Source organism: Flavimobilis soli (genome assembly GCF_002564025.1).
Lineage (GTDB): Bacteria > Actinomycetota > Actinomycetes > Actinomycetales > Cellulomonadaceae > Flavimobilis > Flavimobilis soli.
Window position 1 is genome coordinate 1,031,155 of sequence record NZ_PDJH01000001.1, and the last position, 26,281, is coordinate 1,057,435.

The 26,281-nt window shown below is 72.1% G+C and carries 18 protein-coding genes and 2 riboswitches; of the genes, 4 read left to right on the forward strand and 14 right to left on the reverse strand.

From position 1 onward, the window contains the following. Positions 1-2 precede the first annotated feature (2 nt). A riboswitch (ZMP/ZTP riboswitch) is annotated at positions 3-93 on the reverse strand. Between the two features lie 19 nt (positions 94-112). Beyond that, positions 113-625 (reverse strand): GNAT family N-acetyltransferase, encoded by a 513-nt coding sequence (locus ATL41_RS04720; RefSeq protein WP_098457439.1) that lies wholly within the window; start codon positions 623-625, stop codon positions 113-115. A 113-nt stretch (positions 626-738) separates the two neighbouring features. On the opposite strand from ATL41_RS04720, the gene purU reads away from it, so the two are divergent. Continuing rightward, a complete protein-coding gene (gene purU / locus ATL41_RS04725) occupies positions 739-1,620 on the forward strand; it encodes a formyltetrahydrofolate deformylase (RefSeq protein WP_245854628.1) in 882 nt (293 codons plus the stop codon). 100 nt (positions 1,621-1,720) lie between these two features. Here purU and ATL41_RS04730 read toward each other — a convergent pair whose 3' ends face one another. The 7 genes from ATL41_RS04730 to ATL41_RS04760 form a co-directional block, all read right to left on the reverse strand. Then, entirely contained in the window at positions 1,721-2,944 is a 1,224-nt protein-coding gene (locus ATL41_RS04730) for a sugar ABC transporter permease (RefSeq protein ID WP_098457441.1), read from the reverse strand. Then, positions 2,941-3,750: an ATP-binding cassette domain-containing protein gene (locus ATL41_RS04735; RefSeq protein WP_098457442.1), complete on the reverse strand. Its 810-nt coding sequence runs from the start codon at positions 3,748-3,750 to the stop codon at positions 2,941-2,943. The genes ATL41_RS04730 and ATL41_RS04735 overlap by 4 nt, the downstream gene beginning before the upstream one ends. Beyond that, positions 3,751-4,842, reverse strand: coding sequence for a substrate-binding domain-containing protein (locus ATL41_RS04740; RefSeq protein ID WP_245854629.1), 1,092 nt, complete (start codon positions 4,840-4,842; stop codon positions 3,751-3,753). Then, positions 4,839-5,954, reverse strand: coding sequence for an ROK family transcriptional regulator (locus tag ATL41_RS04745; RefSeq protein ID WP_245854630.1), 1,116 nt, complete (start codon positions 5,952-5,954; stop codon positions 4,839-4,841). The genes ATL41_RS04740 and ATL41_RS04745 overlap by 4 nt, the downstream gene beginning before the upstream one ends. Before the next feature lie 261 nt (positions 5,955-6,215). After that, positions 6,216-13,499 (reverse strand): pullulanase-type alpha-1,6-glucosidase, encoded by a 7,284-nt coding sequence (gene pulA, locus ATL41_RS04750; protein ID WP_098457444.1) that lies wholly within the window; start codon positions 13,497-13,499, stop codon positions 6,216-6,218. A gap of 272 nt (positions 13,500-13,771) precedes the next feature. Beyond that, entirely contained in the window at positions 13,772-14,761 is a 990-nt protein-coding gene (locus ATL41_RS04755; RefSeq protein WP_098457445.1) for a malate dehydrogenase, read from the reverse strand. 121 nt (positions 14,762-14,882) lie between these two features. After that, entirely contained in the window at positions 14,883-16,103 is a 1,221-nt protein-coding gene (locus ATL41_RS04760) for an NADP-dependent isocitrate dehydrogenase (protein ID WP_098457446.1), read from the reverse strand. Between the two features lie 196 nt (positions 16,104-16,299). Between ATL41_RS04760 and ATL41_RS04765 the strand changes: the two genes are divergently transcribed. Next, a complete protein-coding gene (locus tag ATL41_RS04765) occupies positions 16,300-17,298 on the forward strand; it encodes an aquaporin (protein ID WP_098457447.1) in 999 nt (332 codons plus the stop codon). 68 nt (positions 17,299-17,366) lie between these two features. On the opposite strand, the gene ATL41_RS04770 is transcribed toward ATL41_RS04765, so the two are convergent. Then, a complete protein-coding gene (locus ATL41_RS04770) occupies positions 17,367-17,708 on the reverse strand; it encodes a DUF3017 domain-containing protein (protein ID WP_098457448.1) in 342 nt (113 codons plus the stop codon). Positions 17,709-17,779: 71 nt separating this feature from the next. Here ATL41_RS04770 and ATL41_RS04775 point away from each other — a divergent pair, with 71 nt between their 5' ends. Next, positions 17,780-19,120: an NAD(P)/FAD-dependent oxidoreductase gene (locus ATL41_RS04775; RefSeq protein WP_245854631.1), complete on the forward strand. Its 1,341-nt coding sequence runs from the start codon at positions 17,780-17,782 to the stop codon at positions 19,118-19,120. On the opposite strand, the gene ATL41_RS04780 is transcribed toward ATL41_RS04775, so the two are convergent. The 4 genes from ATL41_RS04780 to purN form a co-directional block, all read right to left on the reverse strand. Continuing rightward, positions 19,106-20,452: an MFS transporter gene (locus ATL41_RS04780; protein ID WP_098457449.1), complete on the reverse strand. Its 1,347-nt coding sequence runs from the start codon at positions 20,450-20,452 to the stop codon at positions 19,106-19,108. The two genes, ATL41_RS04775 and ATL41_RS04780, sit on opposite strands and share 15 nt — an antisense overlap. Beyond that, entirely contained in the window at positions 20,452-21,000 is a 549-nt protein-coding gene (locus ATL41_RS04785) for a winged helix-turn-helix domain-containing protein (protein WP_098457450.1), read from the reverse strand. Before ATL41_RS04785 ends, ATL41_RS04780 begins: the two co-directional genes overlap by 1 nt. Before the next feature lie 154 nt (positions 21,001-21,154). Then, complete coding sequence (gene purH, locus ATL41_RS04790) at positions 21,155-22,798, reverse strand: bifunctional phosphoribosylaminoimidazolecarboxamide formyltransferase/IMP cyclohydrolase (RefSeq protein ID WP_098457451.1); 1,644 nt, start codon at positions 22,796-22,798, stop codon at positions 21,155-21,157. A gap of 35 nt (positions 22,799-22,833) precedes the next feature. Further along, positions 22,834-22,923: riboswitch (ZMP/ZTP riboswitch) on the reverse strand. Positions 22,924-23,040: 117 nt separating this feature from the next. Continuing rightward, complete coding sequence (gene purN / locus ATL41_RS04795; RefSeq protein WP_098457452.1) at positions 23,041-23,688, reverse strand: phosphoribosylglycinamide formyltransferase; 648 nt, start codon at positions 23,686-23,688, stop codon at positions 23,041-23,043. Positions 23,689-23,769: 81 nt separating this feature from the next. Here purN and ATL41_RS04800 point away from each other — a divergent pair, with 81 nt between their 5' ends. Next, positions 23,770-24,240, forward strand: coding sequence for a hypothetical protein (locus tag ATL41_RS04800; protein WP_143556570.1), 471 nt, complete (start codon positions 23,770-23,772; stop codon positions 24,238-24,240). On the opposite strand, the gene ATL41_RS04805 is transcribed toward ATL41_RS04800, so the two are convergent. Beyond that, positions 24,237-26,069: a cell division protein PerM gene (locus ATL41_RS04805; protein ID WP_098457454.1), complete on the reverse strand. Its 1,833-nt coding sequence runs from the start codon at positions 26,067-26,069 to the stop codon at positions 24,237-24,239. The genes ATL41_RS04800 and ATL41_RS04805 overlap by 4 nt on opposite strands. Positions 26,070-26,281 lie beyond the last annotated feature (212 nt).

Below are 26,281 nucleotides of genomic sequence, written 5' to 3' on the forward strand. Positions count from 1 at the left end.
GTGACCGGGGCCCAGGCGAACGACCCGAAGTCGGAGGAAAACTCGTCGCTCCCCGGTGGTGACCCACCTGATGCGCCAGTCGCGACGCGATCATGCTACCAAAGGCGGCATGTCAGCCGGCGTCGTCCGCCGTCTCGACCTCGCCGAGGATGCGGCGCAGGTACGCGTACGTCAGGTCGCCCGCCGCCTGGTCGTACTGGTGCTCGTACCCCTGCTGCTGGTACATCGCGAGGTTCTGCTTCGAGTCCTTGCCGGTGAACACCCAGATCTCCTCGACGCCCTCGGGCAGGAGCGGCGCGACGGCGAGCATCATCTGCGTGCCGATCCCCTCCCCCTGACGGTCCGGCGCGACCGCGAGGCGACCGAGCGTCGCCTTCGAGCCCTCGATCTCGATGCGGACCGAGCCCACGAGGCGCGGTCCGTCCCACGCGCCGAGCGTGATGACGCCGGGCGCGACCATGTCCGCGCGCAGCTCGCCGAGCGTCTGCGTCAGCGGCGGGATGAACGGGTCCTCGTAGGCCTGGGCCTCCGTGACGAACGCCGCGCGCCGCAGCGTGAGCAGCTCCCCGGCGTGCTCGTCGGTGACCTGGTCGATCCTGATCTGGGCGTCGCTCGTGTCGCTCATGCGTCCATGCTCTCAGGTCGTCGCTCTGCGCACGACGGGGGACACGGACAGAGATGGGCAGCCGACCTTTGGACGTGCCCACCAGCCCGCGGGCGTTGGACTACCCTGCGGGTGTGTCCACGCAGAACCTCACCGACGCCGCGCCCGCCGAGCAGACCCACTGGGTCCTGACCCTGTCCTGCCCGGACGGTCCCGGCATCGTGCACGCCGTCGCCGGTCTGCTCGCCGAGCACGGCGGCAACATCACCGAGTCGCAGCAGTTCGGCGACCCCGAGACGCAGCTGTTCTTCATGCGTGTCCAGGCCCTGTCGACCGCGTCGCGCGAGGAGCTCGTCGCCGCGATCGAGCCGGTTGCCGCGCGATTCTCGATGACCTGGAACCTCGACGTCGTGGGTCGCCGTATGCGCACGCTCGTCCTCGTGTCGAAGGCTGCGCACTGCCTCAACGACCTGCTGTTCCGCGAGCGCGCGGGCGACCTTCCGGTCGACGTCGTGGCCGTCGCGGGCAACCACACGGACCTGGCGCCGCTCGCCGCGTTCTACGGCAAGGGCTTCCACCACGTCCCCGTCACCAAGGAGACGAAGGCGGCCGCCGAGGCGCAGCTGCTCGACCTCGTCACGCGCATGGACATCGAGCTCGTCGTCCTCGCCCGGTACATGCAGGTCCTCTCGGACGACATGTGCCGCGAGCTCGAGGGTCGCGTCATCAACATCCACCACTCGTTCCTGCCGAGCTTCAAGGGTGCCAAGCCGTACCACCAGGCGCACGACCGCGGCGTGAAGCTCATCGGTGCGACGTCGCACTACGTCACGGGCGACCTCGACGAGGGCCCGATCATCGAGCAGGACGTCGAGCGCGTCGACCACTCGCACTCGACCGACCGTCTCGTCGCGCTCGGCCAGGACGTCGAGCGCCGCGTGCTGGGCCGCGCGGTGCGCTGGCACTCCGAGCACCGCGTCCTGCGCAACGGGCACCGCACGGTCATCTTCCGCTGACGAGCCGCGCGGCCTGCGCCGCGCCCTCCCCTGCCCCGCGCACGGGGACGCGCCCCGACAAGGGAGCCGCCGTCGGGCAGGCGCGCCGCGTCAGTGCCGCTCAGCGCGGCTGGAGCGCTCCCCGCTTGAGCCGCGTGTCGAGCGCGACGGCCAGCACGAGCACGCCACCGATGATCATGTAGCGCACCGACAGCGGGGCGTTCATGAGCGTCAGACCGCTCGCGATCGACTGCACGACCAGCACGCCGACGAACGCCGACCACGCGCTGCCCCGGCCGCCGAAGAGGCTCACGCCGCCGATCAGGACGGCGGCGATCGCCGTGAGGCTCGCCTCCGCTCCCCCGGAACCCTGGTTCGCGGCCGCGAGGCGCCCCACGGCGAGCACGCCACCGATCGCGGCGAACGTCGAGCTGACGACGAACACCTGGACGGTCACGCGGCGCACCTGCAGACCTGCGCGTCGCGCCGAGTCGACGTTCCCGCCGACCGCGCGCACCGCGCGCCCCCAACGCGTACGCCGCAGCGCGATGTCCGTGAGCGTCACGACGAGCAGCAGCAGCGCGACCGGGTAGCCGATCCCGCGGTCCCGGCCGAGGTAGAAGATGCTCAGCGCGAGCAGGGCGGCGAGGGCGAGCACCTTGAGCGCGATCCACACGAGCGAGTCCGCGGGCAGGTCGGCACGCTCGCGGCGCCTGCGCTCGTGCACGAGCGTCCACGCGTTGAGCGCGACGACGCCCGCAGCGACGAGCAGCGACGTCGTCGTGCTCAGGAAACCCTGCTGCGAAAAGTGCACGAGCCACGTGTCGAAGGGCAGGTTGACCGAGCCGGTCTCCCCCAGCACCCACAGCTGCACGCCGAGGACGACCAGCAGCCCCGCGAGGGTCAGCACGAAGCTCGGCAGGTCGAGATAGGCGCTCAACGCGCCGTACACGAGCCCGATCGCCGCACCGCTCGCGACAGCCGCGACGACGGCGAGCCACAGCGGCTGCTCCGCCTGCATGAACAGCACGGCGACGATCGCGGACGAGAGCCCGCTGACGGCGCCGACCGACAGGTCGATCTGCCCGATCATCATGACGAGCACAACGCCGAGCGCGAGGAAGCCGAGCGACGCCGACTGCAGCGTCAGCGCGACGAGGTTGTCCGGGGTGAGGAACGCCGGGCTGATCACGCGGAACACGACCCAGATGAGCAGGAGCGCGCCGACGCCGGCGAGGGACCTCAGCTGGCCGGTGCGCACGCGCTCGCGCACGTCGGCGAGGTGCTCGAGCACCTGGTCCGCCGCCCCGCGCACGTTCACGCGCTGCTTGTCGATCGTGCTCATCGTGCACCTCCGTCCGAACCTGCCACCGGCGTGCCCGGGCGGCCGCGGCCGAACCGGTCGGCTCCGCCGCGCGCACCGGTCACCGCGGCGAGCAGGTCCTCGTAGCTCGTCTGCGCGGCCTCGAACACGCCGTTGAGGCGCCCGAGGCGCAGCACGGCGATGCGGTCCGCGACGGCGTGCACGTCGGCCATGTTGTGGCTCACGAGCACGACCGCGTGCCCGAGGTCGCGCAGCCGCTCGACGAGGGTGAGGACCTCCGCGGTCTGCGCGATGCCGAGCGCCGCCGTCGGCTCGTCGAGCACGACGACGCGCGGGTCGCCCAGGAGCGAGCGCGCGACGGCGACGGCCTGACGCTGCCCGCCGGACAGCGCCGAGACGGGCATGCGCACCGACGGCACCCGCGCGGCGAGCTGCGAGAGCAGCTCCCACGCGCGCTTCTCCATCTCGACCTCGTCGAGGAAGCCGCCACGTACGGCCTCGTTGCCGAGGAAGAGGTTCTCGACGACGTCGAGCGGCTCGCAGAGGGCGAGGTCCTGGAACACCGTCGCGATGCCGAGGGCGCGCGCCCGCGCGGGCGACGAGAAGACGACGGGCTCGCCGTCGACCTCGATCGTGCCCGTGTCCGCGCTCAGGGCGCCCGAGACGATCTCGACGACGGTCGACTTCCCTGCGCCGTTGTCACCGACGATCGCGAGGACCTCGCCCGCACGGATGTCGAGGTCGACGTCCACGAGCGCGCGCAGCGCTCCGTAGCTCTTCGAAACGCCGCGCAGCGACATGACCGGCTGCGTACCGGACGTGCTCATCTACTCCTCCTCCGTCAGGCCTGCGGCGGTGCAGGCCTGGGTGAACGGTTCGACGCAGATCTCCCCGAGCGTGAAGACGCCCTTGCGGAGGATGACCGGCTCGATCTCGTCGCGGGTCACGGCGAACGGGGCGAGCAGCATCGTCGGGACGCCGCGCACCTCGGTCGGCGCCTCGACGTCCTCGCCGCGAGCGAGGAGGACGGCGGCGTCGGCGGCGAGCGCCGCCTGCTGCTCGATGTCCTTGTACACGGTCATGAACTGGTCGCCCGTGACGATGCGCTGGATCGCGGCGAGCTCGGCGTCCTGGCCCGTGACGAGCGGCTTGTCCTCGATGCCCGCGGCGCGCATCGCCGAGATCGCGCCTGCGGCGAGGCCGTCGTTCGCCGCGTACACGGCGACGACGTCGTCGCGGTAGCGGCCCAGCTGCGTCGCGACCCACTCCTGGGCCTTGTCAGGGCTCCAGTCGGAGATCGTGGTCTCCGCGAGGATCGTCAGGTCGGTCGTCCCCAAGACGCCCATGACGCTCTGGCTCAGGCCCGGGCTGTTCGCGTCCGTGACGGCGCCGTGCGCCACGAGGACGCCGCCGGTGGTGATGCCGTCCTTCTCGAGCCCGTCGACGAGGGCCTGCGCCTGCAGGCGGCCGACGCGCGCCGGGTCGAACGAGATGTAGTACGCGACGTCCGGGTCCTCGAGGTAGCGGTCGTACGCGATGACCGGCACGCCGCGGGCGGTCGCGGCGGCGACGATGCTCAGGGCTGCCTGCGCGTCGACCGCGGCGAGGACGAGGACGTCGGCGCCGCGGATGAGGAACGACTCGGCCTGCTGCTGCTGGCGTGCGGCGTCCTGCTGCGCGTTCGCGTAGAGCACGGTGCACTCGGCGCACGTGCCCGCGACGGTCTTCTCGAACGACGGGCGGTCGAGCGTCTCGTAGCGTGCCGTCTTGGTCTCGGGGAGAAGGAGGGCGATGGTCGGCCGGCCGTCGTCGGCTCTCGTCGCGCTGCCGGCGCACCCGGCGAGGACGCTCGTGGCGGCGAGCAGCATGGCGACGACGGCGGCAAGGCGCCGCGGGCGCCGCTCGTGGGTGCGGGTCACGAGGCTCCTCCTCTCGTGGTGACGTCGACGTGCTCGAGCGCGAGCAGCAGCGCACCGTGCAGCTCGGCCGACGCGCCCAGCTCGCCGCTCACGACGGGGACGGGCCCCACGTTCGACGGGATCGCGCGGCGGGACAGCACTGCGCGCAGAGGATCGAGGAGGACGTCGCCCGCCTCGGCGAGCTGCCCGCCGACGACGACGACCTCCGGGTCGACGAGGTTGCACACGTTCGCGACCGAGATGCCCAGGTGCGAGCCGGCGTCCTCGAGGACGCGGCGGCAGCCCAGGTCGCCCTCACGGGCGCGCTGGAGCACGTTCGCCATGGACAGGTGCCCGTGGCTGCCCTCGAGCATGCCGAGGATGACGGGTGCGCCGACGTACATCTCGAGGCAGCCGCGGTTGCCGCAGCGGCACACGGGCCCGGCGTCGTCGATCGTCGTGTGGCCGATCTCCCCTGCTGTGCCCGCGCGACCGTGGAAGATCTTGCCGTCGAGCAGCAGGCCGGCGCCGACCCCGTGCGAGATGCGGATGTAGACGACGTGCTCGAAGCCGCGGGCGGCCCCGCGGCGGGCCTCGGCGAGCGCGCCGAGGTTCGCGTCGTTGTCGACGTAGACGGGCGCGGGCACCTGCTGGCCGAGCGTCTCGGTGACGGACACGCCGTCCCACCCGCGAAGGAGACCGCGCGTGGAGACCTCGCCGGTGCGGATGTCGACCGGGGCGGCGACGCCGACGCCGACGCCGAGGAGCTCGGACGGCTCGGCGCCCACCTGCTCGAGCATCTCCCCGAGGAGCAGCGCGACCCGGTCGAGACCGATGTCGGCGCGATGGTCGGGGGCGAGCGGCATGCGCTGCTCGGCGACGACCTGGTGCGCGGTGTCCGCGAGCGCGACGCGCAGGGTGCGCGCCCCGAAGTGCACGCCTGCGACGAGGCCGAGGGTTCGGGCGAGCGTGACCTGGTGGGCGCGGCGGCCGGAGCGGGAGGTCGGCGACGTCGTCAGGACGCCGGCGGCGGCGAGCTCCTTGACGATGTTGGAGACCGTGGCCGGGGACAGCCCTGTGACGCCAGCCAGCTCGACCTGCGTGAGGGCGCCGCGCTGCTGGACCGCTCCCACGATCCGGGCTCTGTTCGCTTCCCGAAGGGAAGTCTGAGAGCCCGGCGTCACCCGGTCGTTGCTCACGCGGTGAGCCTACACGCGCGAGGGCTGCAAAGACGCGGTTCCGGGACGGCTCGGGACGCGCGCCGACCGATTCGCGAGAAGCATCGCGGCGCGACCGTGCTGCGTTCAGGTCTTGACGACGGGCAGACGACGCGCAGGCGCCCGGCCGGGGTCTCCCCCGACCGGGCGCCTGCGCTGTCTTGGCCTGTCAGTACCTCAGCGGCGAGCCGCCTTGGTGACCTTGACCTTGACGGTCGTGCTCTTGCCCGAGACGGTGCTCGAGCCCGAGTACTTCACGGTGATCGCCTTGGTCTTGGCCTTGTTCGCGAACGAGCGCGGCAGCGTGATCGTCGCCTTGCCCTTCTTGATGGTGGCCTTGCCGAGCGTCTTACCGCGAGCGACGACCTTGACCGTGCCGGTCGCCTTGCCCGCCGGGGCGGACACGGTGACCTTCACCTTGGCCCGCTTGCCGACCTTGGCCCCCGACACCTTGACCTTGACCTTGGCGCTCGCCTTCGTGACCTTGAGCGTGCCTGCCGCCGAGGACGAGGCCTCGACCTTCGACGAGCCCAGGTAGTAGGCGCGGACCTTGGTGCTGCCGAGCTTGGCCACGGCCTTCTTCGACAGCTTGACCTTGGCGACGCCGTTCTTGACGCTCGCCGAGCCCAGGACCTTCTTGCCGGAGCGGATCTCGACCTTGCCGGTGGCCGGCACCGCGCTGCGGACCCGCACGGTCCACGTGACCGCGGATCCGAGCTTCGCCGTGCGCTTCGTCGGCGACAGGACCGTCGTCGACGTCGCCTTGACCGGCGTGGCCGGCCGCGGCTTGATCGTGACCTTCAAGCCGGCCGAGGTGGACGCGGCGACCGTCGTCGAGCCCGAGTACACCGCGACGAGCGACCGGGCGCCCGGCTTCGAGGTGAACGAGGCGGGCAGGACGACCGACGCGCGGCCGCTCGCGAGCGTGCCCGTGGCGAGGACGGTCGAGCCCTCGCGGACCTGCACCGTGCCCGTGGGCACGACACCCTTGGCCGTGACGACCGCCTCGACCGTGACCCGGTCACCCTGGGTGGCCGTCGCGGTCTTGGTCGTGAGCGTCGTCGTCGAGGCGATCTTCGCCGGGGTGGCGCCGCCCTTCGCCTGGGTGAGCACCGCGACGGTGCGCCCCGGGATCGTGACGGTGCCGGTGGCCGCGTCCCACGTCGTCGTCTTCACGACGGCGTCGGACCCGTCCTTCTGGACCTTCGACAGCTCGTAGGCACGGCCCTCGAGGCCGGGCACCTTCTCCGTGATGGGCGCCGGGCTCGCGTTGAACACGACGAGCACGCCGTCCAGTGCGGGGTCGACGTCCGTGCCGACCTTGTCGTCGACGTGCATGACGAGCAGGCCGGGGGTCGCGTCAACGCCCGAACCGGGGAAGGAGACCTTCTGCTTGATGAGGTCCGCGCTGCCGAGCCGCAGGAGCGGCGTCGAGTAGCGCAGGCGCAGCAGGTCGAGAGCCTGGTCGTTGGCCGCGGCGATGTCCGCCGGCGACGGCTTGAGCGCGGGGTTGGCGAGGAGCGGGCGCATGATGCCCCACTTCTCCTCGTTCTTCTCCTTGCTCGGCAGGCCGACGCCGAAGTTGTTGCTCTGACCGGTCCAGTCGATCTTGTTGAAGTGGTCGCCCGAGTTGTAGCTGTCCCGGTCGAGCGACTTGGAGCGCAGCAGGTCCGTGCCCGCGTGCCAGAACGACGGGGTCTGCGACAGCGCAGCCGTCGCGAGCGACAACGTGTTCATGCGGACGCGGTCGGCCATCGGCGTGGACGTCGGCAGCTTGAGCGTCAGCAGGTCGAACAGGGTCTCGTTGTCGTGCGCGTCGACGTACGTGATGACCTCGCCCGGCTCGCTCGCGTAGCCTGCCGGGGCACCGCGGTAGTCGATCTCGTCACCGCGCTGGGCCTGACCCGAGCTCGTCACGAACGTGTAGTCCTCGAGGTTGCCCGCGAGACCCAGGCGGACCAGGTCGGACTGGTGCGCGAGGTCCGCCAGCTCGGCCGCGGAGCCGTTGTTGACGCCCCCGTCACCGCGCCGGTTCCCGTTCGGGTCGGTGCCCAGACCGGTGCCGAAGCCCTGCTCGAACGTCGAGCCGCCGTCGACCGGGCTGCCGCCGTGGACGGCGTCGCGCAGGCGGTCGGAGAACGTCCCGATGCCGGTGCCGTTCAGCTGGCCCTGCGTCGCCTGCTCGAAGCGGGCGTTGTTCGCCACCTCGCCGAAGTTCCAGCCCTCGCCGTACAGGTAGATCGACTTTCCGTCGACACCGTCGCGCGAGAGCGTGAGCTCGTCGAGCGCCTCCCGGACGGCGAGCATGTTCGCCTTCGAGTGGTGCCCCATGAGGTCGAAGCGGAACCCGTCGATCTTGTAGTGCTTGGCCCACGTGACGACCGAGTCGACCATGAGCTTCTGCGCCACGAGGTTCTCCGTCGCGACGTTCGAGCAGCACGTCGAGGTCTCGACGCCGCCCGTCGCGCTGAGCCGCTGGTAGTAGCCCGGCACGACCCGGTCGAGGACCGACTTCGGGTCCTGGCCGGCCGCCGCGGTGTGGTTGTACACGACGTCCTGGACGACCTGCAGGCCGTTCTTGTGCAGGGCGCCGACCATCGTGCGGTACTCGGCGACGCGGGCGCCGCCGTCCTGGTTGCCCTCGGAGGCGTACGAGCCCTCGGGGGTCGTGTAGTGCATGGGGTCGTAGCCCCAGTTGAAGCCGTCCGCGTCCTTGATCGCGGCGACCGCCGCCTGCTGCTCCTCGCTGTCGGGGGCGAAGCCGGACAGGTCTGCGGTCGTGGCCTGCTTGCTGCGGTCCTCCTCGATCGTCGCGATGTCGAAGCTGGGCAGGAGGTGCACGGTGTTCATGCCCGCCTCGGCGAGCTTGCGCAGGTGCTTGACGCCGTCACCCTCCCCCGCGAACGCGAGGTAGGTGCCGCGCTGCTCCTCGGGCACGCTCGGGTCCGAGATCGAGAAGTCGCGGATGTGCAGCTCGTAGATGCTGCGGTCCACGTCGCGCTCGATCGTCGGCGCCGCCGTCGTGGCCCAGTCGGTCGGCCGGAAGGCCGGGTCCGCGAGGTCGACGAGCACCGAGTGCGTCGAGTTGAGGGTCAGGCCCACGGAGTACGGGTCGGTGACGACGTTGTGCTCGACCTGGCCGGTCGAGGGCACGTAGACCTCGATGTCGTACTTGTAGGGCTTGTTCTTCCAGGACGCCTCACCCGCGGTGACCCACGAGCCGTCCGCCTGACGCACCGCGGGGACCTCGGTCGGGTCGGACGTGATGTCGCCGTCCGTCCAGACGAGGGTCGTCACGGTGCGTGCCGTCGGCGCCCAGACCGCGAGGGTCGGGACGTCGCCGGCCCACGCGACGCCGAGCGTGCGGTCCTCGACCGCGGCGAACACGTCGTCGAGCACCGGGGCGATCTGGACGCCCGTGGCGTACTCGACACCTGCGTCGGAGCGCTGCACGAGGAAGAGCTGGCCGGTAAGGTACTCCTCGACCTGCTCGCGCGTGACGGACTCCGGCAGCTCGAGCGCCACGTAGGACGCCAGGTGCGGGTACTTCGTGCGGAGCGCGGCCGGGAGGCCGTCCGCGTCCTGCGTCAGCTCGACCGAGAGCGTGCCGGCCGGGACCGTGACGTTCTCCTTGTCGGCGGACAGCCCGCCCTCGGGGGCGGAGTACAGCGTCCACGTGCGGGACGCCGACTGGCCCGAGATGGCGCCGACCGGCAGCGCGACGGTGCGGGAGTCGAGCCACACGGCCCGCGAGCCCTCGCCCGCGACGGTCGTGTCAGCCATCGCCGTGAACTCCTTCGTCTCCATGTTGAGCGTGAAGACCATCTTCGCGTAGTCCGTCGGGACGGTGAACCCGAGGTTGGACCCGGGGTAGGCCTCGGCCCACGCCTTGTCGAGCGCGGCCTTCGCCTCGTAGGTGCCCTTCTTCAGGCGGTTCGTCTCGTACCGGTAGACGACGCCGTCGCGGTCCCAGTTCTGCAGCCACGAGCCGAGGCACTCGGGTGCCCAGGACGCGGCGCAGCCGAGCTGCGGCTGGATCGTGCCGGCGATCGTCGCGAAGCGGCTCTCGCTGCCCGGGTAGATCGCGGTGACGAAGTGCGACTCGTCGTCGTAGACGAACGTCACGGCCGTCTCGGCGTCGAGCACGAGCGGGATGTTGGCCCCGCCCGCGTCACGGTTGAGGCCGTAGTTCTCGTCCCACGAGTGACCGACGACGACCTTGTACTCGTAGCTGCCCGCGGGCAGCGTGAACGTCGCCGAGTAGTTCGCGCCGACGCGCTCCGTGAGCTCGGCCTCGACGCACGTGGCGTCCCAGTCGGCGGCGCAGCCCATCTCGGAGTTGAGGCTGCCGGCGATCGAGACGACGGCGTCGCGCAGCGGCTCCGGCCCCTCGTTCGGCGCCTCACCCGTCGTGACGGACAGGACGCCCGTCGTCAGGTCGAGCGTGACGATCGCCGCGGGTGCGGCCTCGGTGATCTCGAAGGAGACGTTGTCGCCGTCCTCCGTGCCGTAGGCCGTGTCCAAGGACAGGCCGTCGACGGCCTTGACCTCGTACGTGCCGGGCTCGAGGTCCGTGAGGACCGCGCGGTAGGTGCCGTCGGCGCGCAGCTTCATCTGGTTGTCGAGGCACGTCTCCTTCCAGTCCGCGCCGCAGCGCGTCTGCGACTGGAAGCTGCCGACGAGCGAGAGCACCGGACCCTCGGCGGTGTTGGCGCCGAGCTTGGTGATCGGGTCGAAGTAGAACGTGATCGGACCGCCGGCGTGCGTGTAGGCGTAGTTCTCGCCGCCGGTCAGCGTGCCGTTGGAGTCGTAGTCACGACCCCAGTCGGTGCCGAACGCGAACTTGTAGGAGTACGAGCCCGCGGGGATGTCGAAGGTGCCTGCGTAGGAGCCGTTGGCACGCTCGGTGAGCGCGGTGCTCGCGCAGCCGGGCGTCCAGTCGGCGCAGCCGCCGATCTCGGTGCCGTGGCTGCCGGGGATCGTCAGGCGGTTGTCGACGTCGCTGCCGGCAGGGTAGCCAGCACCGTGGTCGTTGCCGACGACGGCGACGGTCGAGGTCTGCGACAGGTTGCCCTCGGCGTCGCGCACGACGACGCGGAGCTGGAGCAGGTCGCCGTCGGCGTAGCCGTGCGCCTCCGAGTCGAGGAAGACGCGCGGCGTCGTCGTGTCGTCGGTGCCGAGGAGCTTCCAGTCCTCGGTCCCGACGGCGCGGACGTAGAAGGACGTCTCGGCGTAGCGCTCGGTGCCGAGGTCGACGGAGATGTCCGCGAGCGGCCGCAGGCCGCCCGTCGGGGCGACGGTCGCCAGCTGCGGCGTGATCGGCTCTGCGTCGGCGACGAGCGGGGAACCTGCCTTGAGCACGACGGCGGAGAGCGCCGGGACCTCGAGCGTCACGGTGCCGTCGGCACCCGACGTGACGCCGTCGTCCGTGCCATAGAGGGGCGTGAACGTCGCGTCCGGGGTGAGCGCCGTGAACGTGGCCGAGGCGGCCTGCGTCGCGTTGTTGACCGCGACGAGGTACTCGACCATGTCCTCCGCTGCCGTGTCGACGCGCGAGAACGCGTAGATGCCGGCGTTCGAGTCGGCGTGCTGCTCGATCTGCGCACCGGAGGACAGCGCCGGGTGGGCGCTGCGCAGCTCGGCGAGCTCGGCGATGTGCGTGTAGAGCGCGGCGTCGGTGTCGAAGCGGTCGACGGCGCCGGCAACCGTGCCGTCGAGGAGCTTCTGCGACGTGAACTCGCCGACCTGCGACGCGAACAGCGACTGGCGGGCGTTCTTGTCCTTGCCGTCACCGACCGAGCCGACGAAGCCCTGCTCGTCGCCGTAGTAGACGACGGGCTGGCCGCGCGTGAGGTACATGAGCGAGTGCGCGAGCTGCGAGCGCTTCTCGGCGGCGTCCTTGTCCTTGACGAAGTAGCCGATGCGGCCCATGTCGTGGTTGCCGAGGAAGGTCGGCAGGGAGTGCGCGTTCTTCGTCGCGGTCGTGTAGTAGTCGTCGCCCTCGAAGAGCGCCGTCAGGTTGGAGGCCTTGCCACCCTGCGCCCAGACGGCGGCCGCGTCCTGGAACGTGAAGTCGAGGACGGCGTCCATGTCGGAGTCACGCAGGTACGGTGACAGCTTCACCGGGTCGGCGTCGTAGACCTCGCCGAACATGAAGAAGTCCGGGTTGGTGTCCGCGGTGGCCGCCTTGATCGCTGTCGTCCACTCCTCCCAGAAGGAGAAGTCGACGTGCTTGGCGGTGTCGATGCGGAATCCGTCGATGCCCGACGTCGCCCAGTGCTCGTAGATGTCGATGAAGCCCTGGACCACGGTCGGGTTCTTCGTGTCGAGGTCGTCGAGGCCGTCGAAGTCACCGAGGATCGCCGACTCGCCCTGCCACGTCGAGTTGCCGCGGTTGTTGTACAGCGACGTGTCGTTGAGCCACGCGGGGACCTTGATGTCCTCGAGGCCGACAGGGATCACAGGGGTGTAGGCCGGGACCGGGTTGCCCTCGGCGTCCTTCGTCGGGCGGTACGTGTACTCGCCCTCCTCGTAGCTGATGATGTCCGCGGTGTGGTTGACGATGATGTCGAAGTACACCTTGATGCCGCGCGCGTGCGCCTCGTCGATGAGGGCGTCGAGCTCGGCGTTCGTGCCGAGGTGCGGGTCGATCTGCGTGAAGTCGGTGATCCAGTAGCCGTGGTAGCCGGCGGACTGGTCGGCGCCGGTCCCCTGGACCGCGCGGTTCTTGAACGACGGGGTCAGCCAGATCGCGGTCGAGCCGAGGCCCTCGATGTAGTCGAGATTGGCGCGCAGACCGGCGATGTCACCGCCGTGGTAATAGGCCTTGTCGGTCGGGTCGAAGCCCGAGACGCTGCGGTCGTTCTCCTCGCCCTCGGGGACGAGCCCGCCCGTGTCGTTGCTCGGGTCGCCGTTGGCGAAGCGGTCCGTGAGGACGAAGTAGAACTGCTCGTCGGAGCCGGGCTGGCGCACGGGCGCCGGAGCGTCGGCCTCGGTGGCGGGTTCGACGGTGTCGTCGACGGGCGTCACGGTCGTCTTGCCGGTGGCGGCGTCGAACGTGAAGCGGAGCTCGGCGTCTCCTCCGAGACCGAGGTCGATGTTCGGAGCGCCGCCGGCGCTCGAACCGTTCGCGCCCCACGCGGGCGCGTCCCAGCTGTCGCCGCCGAGGACCTTGAAGGCGTAACGACCGGCGTCGAGCTCTGCGGTGAGCGCGTAGACGGACGTGTCGCCGACCTGGGTGAGCAGGCCGTCCTCGCATGCGGGTGCCCAGTCGTCGGCGCAGCCGAGCTGGGTCTGGAGGCTGCCGACGAGCCGGTAGGTGGCCTCGTCGGCCGCGACGGCGGTGCTCGGCACCGCCGCGACGCCGGTTGCCGCGAGGGCCGCCGTCGTGAACACCGCGGCGGTGCCGCGGAGCCTTCGCCCGGACGGCCAGCCTGTCCGGACGCGTGTTGCATGAACCATGGATGGACCCCTTTGTCAGTGCGGACCACGACGTCCGCACGCAGCATGTGGGGGCGAGGTTAATCGTTGCAGCAAGTTGCAGCAAGCGCCCGGATTTCCCTTGCAGGGTAGGACGAATCGGGCGCCAGGAACGGCATGATTCCGTCGCGACCTCGCGCTTTTCTTGCAGCGCCCGGCAACCCGCCACAACCGGGCATCCCACCCATCCCGGACATGACGAGACCCCGGCCCCTCGAGGGGCCGGGGTCTCGGCGGCGCGGGAGCCGACCAGGTCAGACGAGACCGAGCTTCTCGACGGCGGCACGTTCCTCGAACAGCTCGGCGACCGACGCGTCGATGCGCTCGCGCGAGAAGTCGTTGATCTCGAGCCCGTCGACGATCTGCCACTCGCCGTCGCGCGAGACGACGGGGAACGACGAGATCACGCCCTCCGGGACGCCGTACGCGCCGTTCGACGGGACGCCCGCGCTCGTCCACTCCCCTTCCGGGGTGCCGCGGACCCAGTCGCGCACGTGCTCGATCGCGGCGTTCGCCGCCGACGCGGCCGACGACGCGCCGCGCGCCTCGATGATCGCGGCGCCGCGCTTCGCGACCGTCGGGATGAAGTCCTCCGTGAGCCAGGTGCGGTCCTCTGCGAGCTCCGCGCCCGACCTGCTGCCGACCCGCGCGTGGAAGACGTCCGGGTACTGCGACGCCGAGTGGTTTCCCCAGATCGTCACGTTGCGGACGTCGCGCACCGGGACACCGCCGCGGCGAGCGAGCTGGGACAGCGCACGGTTGTGGTCCAGGCGCGTCATCGCGTTGAACCGCTCGACCGGGACGTCCGGCGCGTGCTGGGCCGCGATGAGCGCGTTCGTGTTCGCCGGATTGCCGACGACGAGGACACGCACGTCGGAGGCAGCACCGGCGTTGATCGCCTCACCCTGCGGGCCGAAGATGCCGCCGTTCGCGGCGAGCAGGTCGGCACGCTCCATGCCCGCACCGCGCGGACGGGCGCCGACGAGCAGCGCGACGTTCACGCCGTCGAACGCCTTGACCGGGTCGTCGAAGATCTCGATGCTCTCGAGGCGGTCGAAGGCGCAGTCGTCGAGCTCCATCGCGGTGCCCTCGGCGGCACGGACGGCCTGCGGGATCTCCAGGAGGCGCAGACGGATCTGCGTGTCATGACCGAGCATCTGACCCGACGCGATGCGGAACAGGATGCCGTAGCCGATCTGCCCGGCAGCTCCTGTGACCGTCACTGTCACCGGCTGTGCGTTCATCGTTCAACTCCCTCGTCGTCGTGCCGCACGCGGCCCGCCGAACAGGCGGGACGCCTTGTCCCATCATGCCAACAGCGGCCTGCCCGGAACTCCGGACAGGCCGCTGCTGATCAGCATCCGCTCAGGCCGCGAGACGGGCCGAGAGGTTCTCGTCGAGCGCCGCGAGGAACTCCTCCGTCGTCAGCCACTCCTGCTCCGGGCCGATGAGGAGCGCGAGGTCCTTGGTCATCTTGCCGGACTCGACCGTCGTGATGACGACGTCCTCGAGCGTCTCCGCGAACTTCACGACGTCGGGCGTGCCGTCGAGCTTGCCGCGGTGCATGAGGCCGCGGGTCCACGCGAAGATCGAGGCGATCGGGTTCGTCGACGTCGGCTTGCCCTGCTGGTGCTGGCGGTAGTGACGCGTCACCGTGCCGTGCGCGGCCTCGGCCTCGACGGTCTTGCCGTCAGGCGTCATGAGGACCGACGTCATGAGGCCGAGCGAGCCGAAGCCCTGCGCGACCGTGTCCGACTGGACGTCGCCGTCGTAGTTCTTGCAGGCCCAGACGTAGCCGCCCTCCCACTTCATGGCCGAGGCGACCATGTCGTCGATGAGGCGGTGCTCGTAGGTGAGGCCGGCAGCCTCGAACTGCTCCTTGAACTCCGTGTCGAAGACCTCCTGGAACAGGTCCTTGAACTGGCCGTCGTAGGCCTTGAGGATCGTGTTCTTCGTCGAGAGGTAGACGGGGTAGCTGCGCTGCAGGCCGTACGCGAACGAGGCGCGGGCGAAGTCCTTGATGGACTCGTTGAAGTTGTACATGCCCATCGCGACGCCACCCTCCTCGGGGAAGGTCACGACGGTCTGCTTGATCTCCTCGGAGCCGTCAGCAGGCGTGTACGTCAGCGTGAGGGTCCCGGCGCCGGGGACCTTGAAGTTGGTCGCCTTGTACTGGTCGCCGTGGGCGTGACGGCCGATGATGATCGGCTTGTTCCAGCCCGGCACCAGACGCGGGATGTTCGAGATGATGATCGGCTCGCGGAAGACGACGCCACCGAGGATGTTGCGGATCGTGCCGTTGGGCGAGACCCACATCTTCTTGAGGCCGAACTCCTCGACGCGCGCCTCGTCGGGCGTGATCGTCGCGCACTTGACGCCGACGTTGTACTGCTTGATCGCGTTCGCGGCGTCGATCGTCACCTGGTCGTCGGTCGCGTCGCGGTTCTCGATCGACAGGTCGTAGTACTTGAGGTCGATGTCGAGGTACGGGTGGATGAGGCGGTCCTTGATGAACTGCCAGATGATGCGCGTCATCTCGTCGCCGTCGAGCTCGACTACCGGGTTGACGACCTTGATCTTGCCCATGCGCACGGATCTCCTGTGTCTTCTGCGGTGGGGGGGTTCCTCGGCCGAGCCTATCCGACTTCTTGACGTCAAGATAGTTCTGGCGGCGTGGACCGACCTACGTCACGGTGCCAGACTCAGGCAGTGCTCAGCCCACGGTGAGAGCATCCAGCGAACCGCCGGACGCCCCTGACGGGGCCCCACAGACAGGAACCGCATGTCGACGACATTGCACGAGCCCGACTTCGACCTCATCGACCTCGACGACACGCCCCCGGGACTGCTCGCCCGCGTGGGAGCCGAGATCTTCGCCTCCTTCGTGCTCGTGCTGCTCGTCGGCGGCGCTCTGGTGTACGCCTCGATCAACGCCGTCGGCACGGGGACGCTCGGGGTCGCTGTCGCGGCCGCGGCCGCCGTCGCCGCCGCGGGCACCGCCGTCTCGCGCGTCTCGGGCGGGCACCTCAACCCCGCCGTGACCCTCGGCCTGGCCGTCGCGGGACGCTTCTCGTGGCGCGACGTCCTCCCCTACTGGCTCGCGCAGCTCGTCGGCGCGGCCCTCGCCGGCCTCACGCTGTTCCTCGCGACGCCGCAGTCCTTCGGCGTGGCCCTCCAGGCCGCGTCGCAGCGCGACGTCGTCTCCCTCGCCGCCAACGGGTTCGGCGCGAACTCGCCCCTCGGACGCATCTCGGAGGGCGCGATCGACGTGACCCTGACGAACGCGCTCATCGTCCAGGCGATCGCCGCAGCCGTCCTGGTCGGCGTCTTCCTCGGCGTCACCGGACGCCGCTCGTGGGCCGCGAACCCGATCGTCCTCGTGGGCCTCGTCCTCGGCGGCCTGACGGTCGTGACGGTCCCGCTGACCAACGGTGGCATCAACCCCGCGTACTCGTTCGGCATCGCGCTGTTCTCGACGTCGTGGGCGCTCTCGCAGCTCTGGCTCTTCGCGCTCGCGCCGCTCGTCGGCGCGGTCGTCGCCGGCGCCGCGTATCGCCTCGTCACGACGAAGGTGCCGCCCGCGCTGATCGACGGCGACCAGGACGACGCCACGGCCGCCGTCACGGCAGCCGAGGACGCCGCAACCCCGGACACGGCAGCCGTGGACGCCGCAGCCGCCGACGCGTCTGTGGACGCGTCCGCGGACGAGGCCGAGGCCGAGGCCGAGGCCGAGGCCGAGGCCACGGTGTCGGACGAGGAGCCCGAGGCTCCGCGCGGCTGACGCGCAACTGCACGACGAAGGCCGCCACCCGGACCGGGGTGGCGGCCTTCGTCGTCCGCGGCCTGCGGCTAGAGCTGCGGGGCCGTCAGCGCGAGCGCGGTGATCGCGCCGCACAGGGCCCAGAAGAGCCCGACGTCGAAGAAGCGGGAGCGGATCGCGAGGCCCGCGACCGGCTCAGCCGCGACGAGACGCACGCCGCCGCAGAGCGCGAGCTGGGCGGCGAGGACGAGGGCAGCGATGCGGGCGCCGCTCACGAACGCGAGCACGCACACGACGACGATCATCGTCGCGTTGGCCCAGATCCACAGGTTGCGCCGCGGGGCGATCGCACGGGAGGCCGCGGCGACGTCGTCGACGGGGACGCGACCGGCGTCGACCTCGGGGTCGTCGCCCGGGCTCGTCTGCTCCACGACGACCTCCTCGAGTGTGTCTCCTGCTGGGCCGCCCGGCCCAGGTCCGCCCACGAGACTACCGTTGTCCCGTGATCGACCCCGCGCCCACCGGCACCTGCGCCCCTCGTTCCGTCGTCGTCGTGGGGGCCGGCCTCGCCGGCGCGCGCACGGCCTCCCGCCTGCGGGACCTCGGGTTCACGGGTCGCGTGACGGTCGTCGGCGACGAGCCGATCGCGCCGTACGACCGCCCGCCGCTCTCGAAGCACCTCCTCGACCGCCCGCAGCCGACGTGGCTCGCGGACGACCTCGACATCCGGCTCTCGGAGCTCGCCGACGACGTGCTCCTGGGTACGCAGGCCGTCGGGCTCGAGGCGGTCGCGGACGGCCAGGGCCCCGCCTACCGCGTGGGGCTGCGCGACGCGGACGGCACACGTCGCACGCTCGAGACCGACGCCGTCGTCGTCGCGTGCGGCTCGCGGCCCGTCCGCCCTCAGGGCTGGGAGGACGCGCTCGTGCTGCACACCGCCGACGACGCGGACCGGCTGCGCGCCCGCCTCGCCGAGGTGACGGCCGCGGGCGGGCGCGGCCACGTCGTGTGCGTCGGCGCCGGCTGGATCGGTGCGGAGCTCGCGGGCGTCCTCACGGACGCGGGCATCGCGGTGACGGTGGTCGAGGCGGCGTCCGCGCCGCTCGCGGCCGCGCTCGGCGAGCATGCGGGCCGGCTCACGCTCCCCTGGTACGAGGACCATCCCGGGCTGCGGCTCGTCACGGGAGCGAGCGTCGTCGCGGTGCGACGCGACGGCGTCGACCTGGGCGACGGCACGACGATCGAGGCCGACGTCGTGGTCGCGGCGGTCGGCGCGCGTCCCGCGACGGCCTGGCTCGGCGGCACGCTCGCCGGTCTCGTGGACCTCGGGCCGCGCGGGGCGGTCGTCGTCGACGAGGAGCACCGCCCGATCGACGCGACCGGCCTACCGGTCGCGGGGCTCGAGGGCGTGCGCGTCGTCGGTGACGCTGCGCTGCGCCGTTCGCCGCGCCACGGCTGGGTCGCGGGCGGGCACTGGGACGCCGCGCTCACCGGTCCGGAGACGGCCGTCCGCTCGCTCCTGGGACTCGTCGACGGACCCGCACCGGACCCTGCTCCCTACGTGTTCTCGACGCAGCTCGGGCACGAGCTGTCGATGTTCGGTGTGCCGAGCCCGCAGGACGACGTCGTCGTGCGTGGCGGCGACGAGCGCCCGGGCGGCGCGGGCGGATGGACCGCCCTGTGGTTCGCTCCCGACGACGGTCGGCCCGGCCGCGTGCTCACGGCAGCCCTGGCCGTCGACCGGCCGCGCGACGTCGCCGCGGCGCGGCGCCTGTTCGCGGGCGCCGAGCTGCCGCGGCTCGACCCTGTGGTCGCCGCCGACCCGGACTCACGCCTGCGGTAGCGGCTCCCGCTGCTTCTCGCGCACCCGGAAGAGCGGGGCTGCGAGGGCGAGCACGACCCCGCCGACGACGATCGCCGCGCCCGTCGAGGCTCCGGTCGCGACCGCTCCGAGGACGACGAGGCCGAGCGAGCTCGACGGCTGCCCGACCATCGACGCGAGCGACAGGACCGTCGCGCGGTTCTCGTTGCCGACCTGCTCGTGGAGCAGCGTCTCGTAGAGGACGCCGGACGCCTCGTGGACGGCGTACGTGAGCAGGTACGCGGCGACGAGACCGACGACGCCGCCGACGAGCCCCATCCCGACGACCGTCGCGCCCTGCACGAGCCGCAGCACGAGAGAGACGTTGCGGATGCTGCCGAGCCGCAGGAGCGGGGCGACGAGCGCGGCGCCGAGCGCCGCGACGCCCCAACCGGCCGCGGTGACGGGTCCGAGGAGCGCTGCGGCGGCGTCGGGGCCGCCGACGAGCTCCGCGGCGCGCACGGGCATGAGCGTCTCGAACGCGACCATGCCGAAGCCCCAGAACAGCTCGACGGCGACGAGCGCGGTGAGCACGCGCGAGCGTCGCAGCAGCAGGACGCCGTCGCGGATCGCGCGCGGGGTGCCGCGCACGGACCGGCCGAGCGCGCCGCGCTCGCGCGGCCGGTCCTCGCGCACGAGGAGCGCTGCGGCGACGAGCTGGCCGACCGTCGCGACGATCGCGACGTAGACGACGAGGTCGAGCGCCCGCGACGACCCGGTCGGCGCCCATGCGACGAGCCCGCCCGCCGCGAGTGCGCCCGAGGCGATGCCGACGCCGCTCACGACCCCTGCGCCCGACAGGCCGCGCGCGACGGTCGCGGACCGGCTCTCCGCATCTCCGTCGTCCGGGGTGGGGCTCGCGTGGACGGCGTCGACGAACCACGCGTTGAGCGGACCCGAGTCGAGCGCGCGGAAGACGCCCATGACGCCGAACGCGACCGCGAACGCGAGCGGCGTCCTCGCGACGGCGACGAGGCCGAGCGCGACGATCGCGAAGCCCGCTGACGCGAGGACCACGGGGCGTCTGCCGAGCGCGTCCGCGAGGCCGCCCGTCGGCAGCTCGAGCAGCAGCACCACGATGCCCTGCGTGGCGAGCGCGGCGCCGAGCTGCGCGACGGTGAGGCCGCGCTGCAGCGGCAGGAGGGTCATGACGGGCAGCAGCAGACCGACGGGCAGCCAGCGCAGGCCCGTGAGCAGCCAGAAGCGGTTGCGGACCTGGGCCAGAGCGAGCTGCGGGCGCGGTGGCGGGTAGGCCTCGGTGCCGATGTCCGGCGCCGTGCCCACGGCGTCGGCTCCCGCGCCGTCGTCGGGCATCACGTCGTCGCCGGGAGGGCGAGGAGGTGCACGGAGATGGGCAGCTCGCCGCCGCGGCCGGTGTACCGCAGAACGACCTCGCGGAGCTCGGCGAGCATCGCCTGCGCGCCCTCGCGGTCGAGGTGCACGAGGTAGTCGGAGTGCTCGTATGCCGGGTCGGCGGGGTCGGTCGTCTCGATGCGGGCGGCGATGCCGCGGCGCAGGTGCTCGGTCTGGCGGGCGGCGAGCTGGGCGTGCGCCTCGCGACCGCCCTCCCCCGACCACAGCTCGGCGGGCAGCTCGGTCTGCTGGTGGGCGGCGCGCCAGCGGCGCTCGCGCCGCGACGCGGGGCGGTCGTCGTCGCCGTCGGGGACGTCGTCGACGACGTAGCCGTACCGCTCGAGCTGTCGCAGGTGGTACGACGTCGACCCGCTCGACTCGCCGAGGGCGCGAGCGAGCTCGGACGCGGTCGCAGGGCCCTCGAGGCGCAGGGTGCCGAGGATGCGCATGCGCAGGGGGTGCGTGACGGCCCGGAGGGTGTCGAGATCGGTGACGACCTTGGTTCTCATGGCACCACCGTATTATGCAAAGATGTCTTTGCAAAGAGTTCTTTGCAATCGCCGGGCCGTGCGGCGACCTCCTCGCACCGCACGCGCCGGACACGGCGAGGGCCCGGCCGCCGCAGCGGCCGGGCCCTCACCCGTCGAGCTCGTGAACCTCGCGTCAGTGCGCGAAGTGGCGCGTCCCCGTGAAGTACATCGTCACGCCCGCGGCCTGCGCCGCCGCGACCGACTCGTCGTCACGCACCGAGCCGCCCGGCTGCACGACCGCACGCACCCCCGCGTCGATGAGCACCTGCAGGCCGTCCGAGAACGGGAAGAAGGCGTCCGACGCCGCGACCGCGCCCCGCGCACGCTCCGCCTCCCCCGAGTTCGCGCGCTCGACCGCGAGGCGGCACGAGTCGACCCGGTTGACCTGTCCCATGCCGACGCCGACGGACGCGCCGCCGTCGGCCAGGAGGATCGCGTTCGACTTCACCGCACGCACCGCGCGCCACGCGAACGCGAGGTCCGCGAGCGTCGCCTCGTCGGCCGCCTCGCCCGCGGCGAGCGTCCACGTCGTCGGGTCGTCACCCTCGGCGTCGACCCGGTCGACCGCCTGGACGAGCAGGCCGCCCGAGATCGGGCGCGTCTCGACCGCCGCGGACGGCGGCGCGTCGACCATGAGCAGGCGCACGTTCTTCTTCGCGCGCAGGATGTCGAGCGCCTCGGGCTCGTAGCCCGGCGCGACGACGACCTCGGTGAAGATCTCCGCGATCTGGCGGGCCGCCGGGACGGAAACGACGTCGTTGAGCGCTATCACGCCGCCGAACGCCGAGAGCGGGTCGCACGCGTGCGCCTTCGCGTGGGCGTCCGCGATGTCCGCGCCGACCGCGATACCGCACGGGTTCGCGTGCTTGATGATCGCCGCGGTCGGCTGCTCGCCGTGGTCGTGCGCGGCGCGCCACGCGGCGTCCGCGTCGACGTAGTTGTTGTAGCTCATCGCCTTGCCGTGCAACTGCGTCGCCTGGGCGAGGCCGCCCTCGCCCGAGCCGACCGTGTACAGGGCAGCGCGCTGGTGCGGGTTCTCGCCGTAGCGCAGCACGTCCGCACGCTCGTAGGTCGCCCCGATCCACGCGGGGAAGCCGGTCGAGACGACCTCGCCGTCGTGCGCGACGTCGTCCGTCGGCGACAGGACCGAGCCCATCCACGACGCGACCGCGACGTCGTACTCCGCGGTGTGCACGAACGCCTGCGCCGCGAGCGCCTTGCGCTGCGCGTACGTGAAGCCTCCGGCCGAGACCGCCTCGACGACCGCGTCGTACGCGACCGGGTCGACGACGACGGCGACCGACGGGTGGTTCTTCGCCGCGGCACGCACCATCGACGGGCCGCCGATGTCGATCTGCTCGACACACTCGTCCGGCGTCGCACCCGACGCGACCGTCTGCGTGAACGGGTACAGGTTGACGACGACGAGCTCGAACGGCGCGATCTCGAGCTCCGCGAGCTGCGCGAGGTGGTCGGGCTTACGGGTGTCCGCGAGGATCCCCGCGTGCACGCGCGGGTGCAGCGTCTTCACGCGACCCTCGAGGCACTCGGGGAAACCCGTGAGCGACTCGACGGGGGTCACCGGCACGCCAGCCGCGGCGATCGTCGATGCCGTCGAGCCGGTCGAGACGATCTCGACGCCCTCGGCGTGCAGGGCCTGGGCGAACGGGACGAGGCCCGTCTTGTCGTAGACCGAGACGAGCGCGCGGCGCACGGGGCGACGGGCGTCGTCGGTCAGGGGCGTCACGGCCTGGTCAGGGGTGCTGGAGGACGACATTCTGGCTCCTGAGGTTGCGTTCGGATACGTGTCCGACAGGGCGCCCAGGCGGGCGGCGCCCTCGGCAGGGAACCTCAGCCGCTTCCCGGTGGTTGAGCCCACCTTCGCCAGTCACGACCAGGGACCAGTCTAGCGGGACCGTCCTGCCCCCGGCAGGGTCAGGTCACCTCGTCCGAAGCAGCACGCGAGCCTGTCGACGGCGCACGGCCCGCGGCCGGCACCAGGTCGCGGGATGCCCCGGCTCAGGCCCAGCCGCGACCGACGACAGCGCGACCCGCCTCGAGGCGCAGACCACCACGTGCGATGCGCCCCACCTGCGCGACGAGCATCTCGCGCTCCGCGACCTTGATGCGCTCGTGCAGAGACTCCTCGTCGTCGTCGTCGAGGACCTCGACGACCGTCTGCGCGATGATCGGGCCCGTGTCGACGCCGGCGTCGACGACGTGGAACGTCGCGCCCGTGACCCGCACGCCGTACGCGAGCGCGTCGCGCACACCGTGCGCGCCGGGGAACGACGGCAGGAGCGCGGGGTGCGTGTTGACCGTGCGCCCGCCGAACTCGTCCAGGAACGCGGCTCCGAGGATGCGCATGAAGCCCGCCGACACGACGAGGTCGGGCGAGAACACACCGACGCTGCGCGCGAGGCCGCGGTCCCACGCGGCGCGGTCCTCGAAGTCGGCCGGCGCGACGACCGCCGTCGGCACGCCTGCCGCACGGGCGATGTCGAGGCCGCCCGCGGACGCCTTGTCCGAGACGACGCCGACGACGCGAGCGCCGTACGCGGCGTCGTCGTGCGCCGTGAGCAGCGCGGCGAGGTTCGACCCCGCCCCCGACACGAGGACGACGACGCGCGTCACGTCGGTTCGCCCTGCAACGCTCGGGTGGGACATGATCGGAACGGAGTCATCAGCCACGGGACCGACCCTAGCGCCACCCGGCGCCGTGCCCGCGCGTCAGAACGGAGCCCCTCGGTGTCGCAGAGCCCCACCCCCAGCCCGCCGACGGCCCCGCGCAAGCCCGCACGCCCCGCGCCCGAGCCTGAGCAGGTGGCGCTCGCCGCCCGGCGCTCGATGCAGCTCGGCATCGCGATGGTGCTCACGATGCTCCCGACGTTCGCAGCCTTCCCGGCGCGCATGCTCACGATCCCGTTCGGGATCGTCGCCGTCGTCGTCGGCGTGCGCGCGATCGCCGCAGGTGTGCGCGCCCGCTCGGGCAGCCTGCTCCTGCCCGCGGTCGCCGCCGGGACTATCCTCGCCGCGGTGTTCACCCTGTCGGTCGCGTCGACCGTGCTCGTGTGGGACATCCAGGAACGGGACGCACGCTGCCGCGCCGAGGCGATCACGGTCCAGGCGCGCATCGAGTGCAACGACAGGCTCAACGCCGACCTCGAGTCGTGGCGCGACGGCCTGCTCGACCGCGCGCGGGGCGGCTCCGGGAGCTAGTCCGCGCTCGATGCCGCGGTCGAGGTGGTCGGCACGCTCGTGCCGGTCGCCGCGGTCGAGGTGGAGGCTGCGGTGGCGCCGGTCGGCGCGGTCGAGGTGGACGCGGCAGTCGATACGGACGCGCCGCTGGCGCCGGTCCGCGCCGTCGTCCCGCTCGCCGCCGTCCTCCCCGACGCAGCCGTCCTGCCGGTCGCGGCCGTCCTGCCCGTCGCAGCCGTCGTCCCGCTCGCGGCCGTGCCTCCCGTGGGCGCGCTGCGCGAGGTCGCCGCTGTGACACCCGAGGCCGCCGTGCGCCCCGTCGACGCCGTACGCGTCGTCGAGGTGGTCCGGCCAGTCTGCGACGAACGCACCGAGCTCGCGGTCCGGGCGGACCGTGGCGAGCGCGACGACCGCGCGGAGCGAGGCGCCGTCGGACGGGCCGAGCTGTCGCGCCCCGTCCCGCCCGAGCGCGGCGCCGTCGCGTCGCGCTCCGGTTCCGTGGCCGGCACAGCCGCGCCCTGCGGCCCCTCGTCCCGAGCGTCGTCGTCGCCTGCTGCGTCGTCTCCTGCTGCGTCCTCCTCCGGCTCGGGCACTCGACGCCAGCGGTCGCGGCTGACGAGGCTCGAGAGCCAGGCTCGCGTCGACTCGTGCCACAGCGCGAGCCAGAGCGCGACGCCCAGGAACGTCTCTGCGGACACCGCTCCGGCGACGGCCCAGCGGTCGGCGCCGACCTCCTGCATGCGCCCCGGGCCCACGGCGCCGCCCGCGACCGACGTGATCGCCCCCACGACGAGACCTGCGCAGAGCGCCGTCGTCACGGCCGCCGCGGCCGCCTGCGGCCACGACATGCCCGGGAGACGCCGTCGCACGAGGACGCCCGCGACCATGCCGAACAGCACGACGAGCAGCGGGACCACGGACCACGCGGGGTGCGGCGACGAGGAGCTGGGCAGCGCTCCGAGGAGCGGCACGACGGGCATCGGGCCGGCCTCGGCGCCGGTCGGCCCGAAGTGGCTGCCCGCGCCGACCGCGAAGCCCGGACCGGCGATCCAGGCTGTGCCCCACGCGACGAGGTTGCCGACGTAGGTCGCCTGCGCGGCCGCGAGCACGACCGCGTCGAAGCCGGAGACGCCGAGCGCCATGACGACGTCCATCGACCGCGACCGGCCGAGGAACATCCACAGCAGGGCGAGGAAGGTCGCCGCGAGGACGAGGAACGCTGCCACGAGGAAGCCGCCGCGCAGCCCCGCGCGGACCGCGGCCGGGAGCCGGTCCGTCAGCGGGCGCACCACTCCCTCGGCGCGCAGACCGTCCGGGTGCACGACGGCCGCGGCGCCGAGCGCCGAGCCCGAGACGAGAACGCCGCCGACGACCGCCATGCCTGCCTGCGGCAGCCCGGCGTGCCCCGACACGAGCATCACGAAGAGCACGAACAGGGTGTACGCGCCGACGCCCGCGCCCCACGACGCGAGCCCCGGGTGGGCGGTGCGGCGCGCAGAGCCGTAGCAGAGCAGCCCGGCGAGCAGCGACATGCCGAGCGGGACGAGCGAGACGTCCGTGCCGCCGACGACGAGCGGGACCCCGTGCGCGAGCAGCCACAGCCCTGCCCCGGTCGACGCGGACGTGGTCCACTCGACGCCCTGGTTGGAGGGGTCGCCGGACGAGAGGACGAAGACGATCACAGCAGGCAGGACGAGCAGCGCGAGCGACGCGATCGCTGCTTGCACGGCAGCGAGCACCCCGGTGACCCAGGGTGCTGTCTCGGTGGTTCGGGGCTCTGGCGCTGCGCCGTCCTCGATGATCCGGCGGCGCCGGCCCAGGACGGCGAGCGCGCCCGTCGGTGCGCTCACCCGTCCATCGTCACCCACGCGCACGACGGCGCAGCGACCCGACACGCATCACCACGGGTCTCACACACGACGGCCTCGGGCCGGGGCGGCACCGATCGCCCTCACGCACACGTGACACGTGCAGCCGGGCGATCCATGCCTGCGGCGTGCCGCACGGCGCGCCACCGATCGCCTCGCTGCACACGTGACACGTGCACCCGGGCGATCCGTGC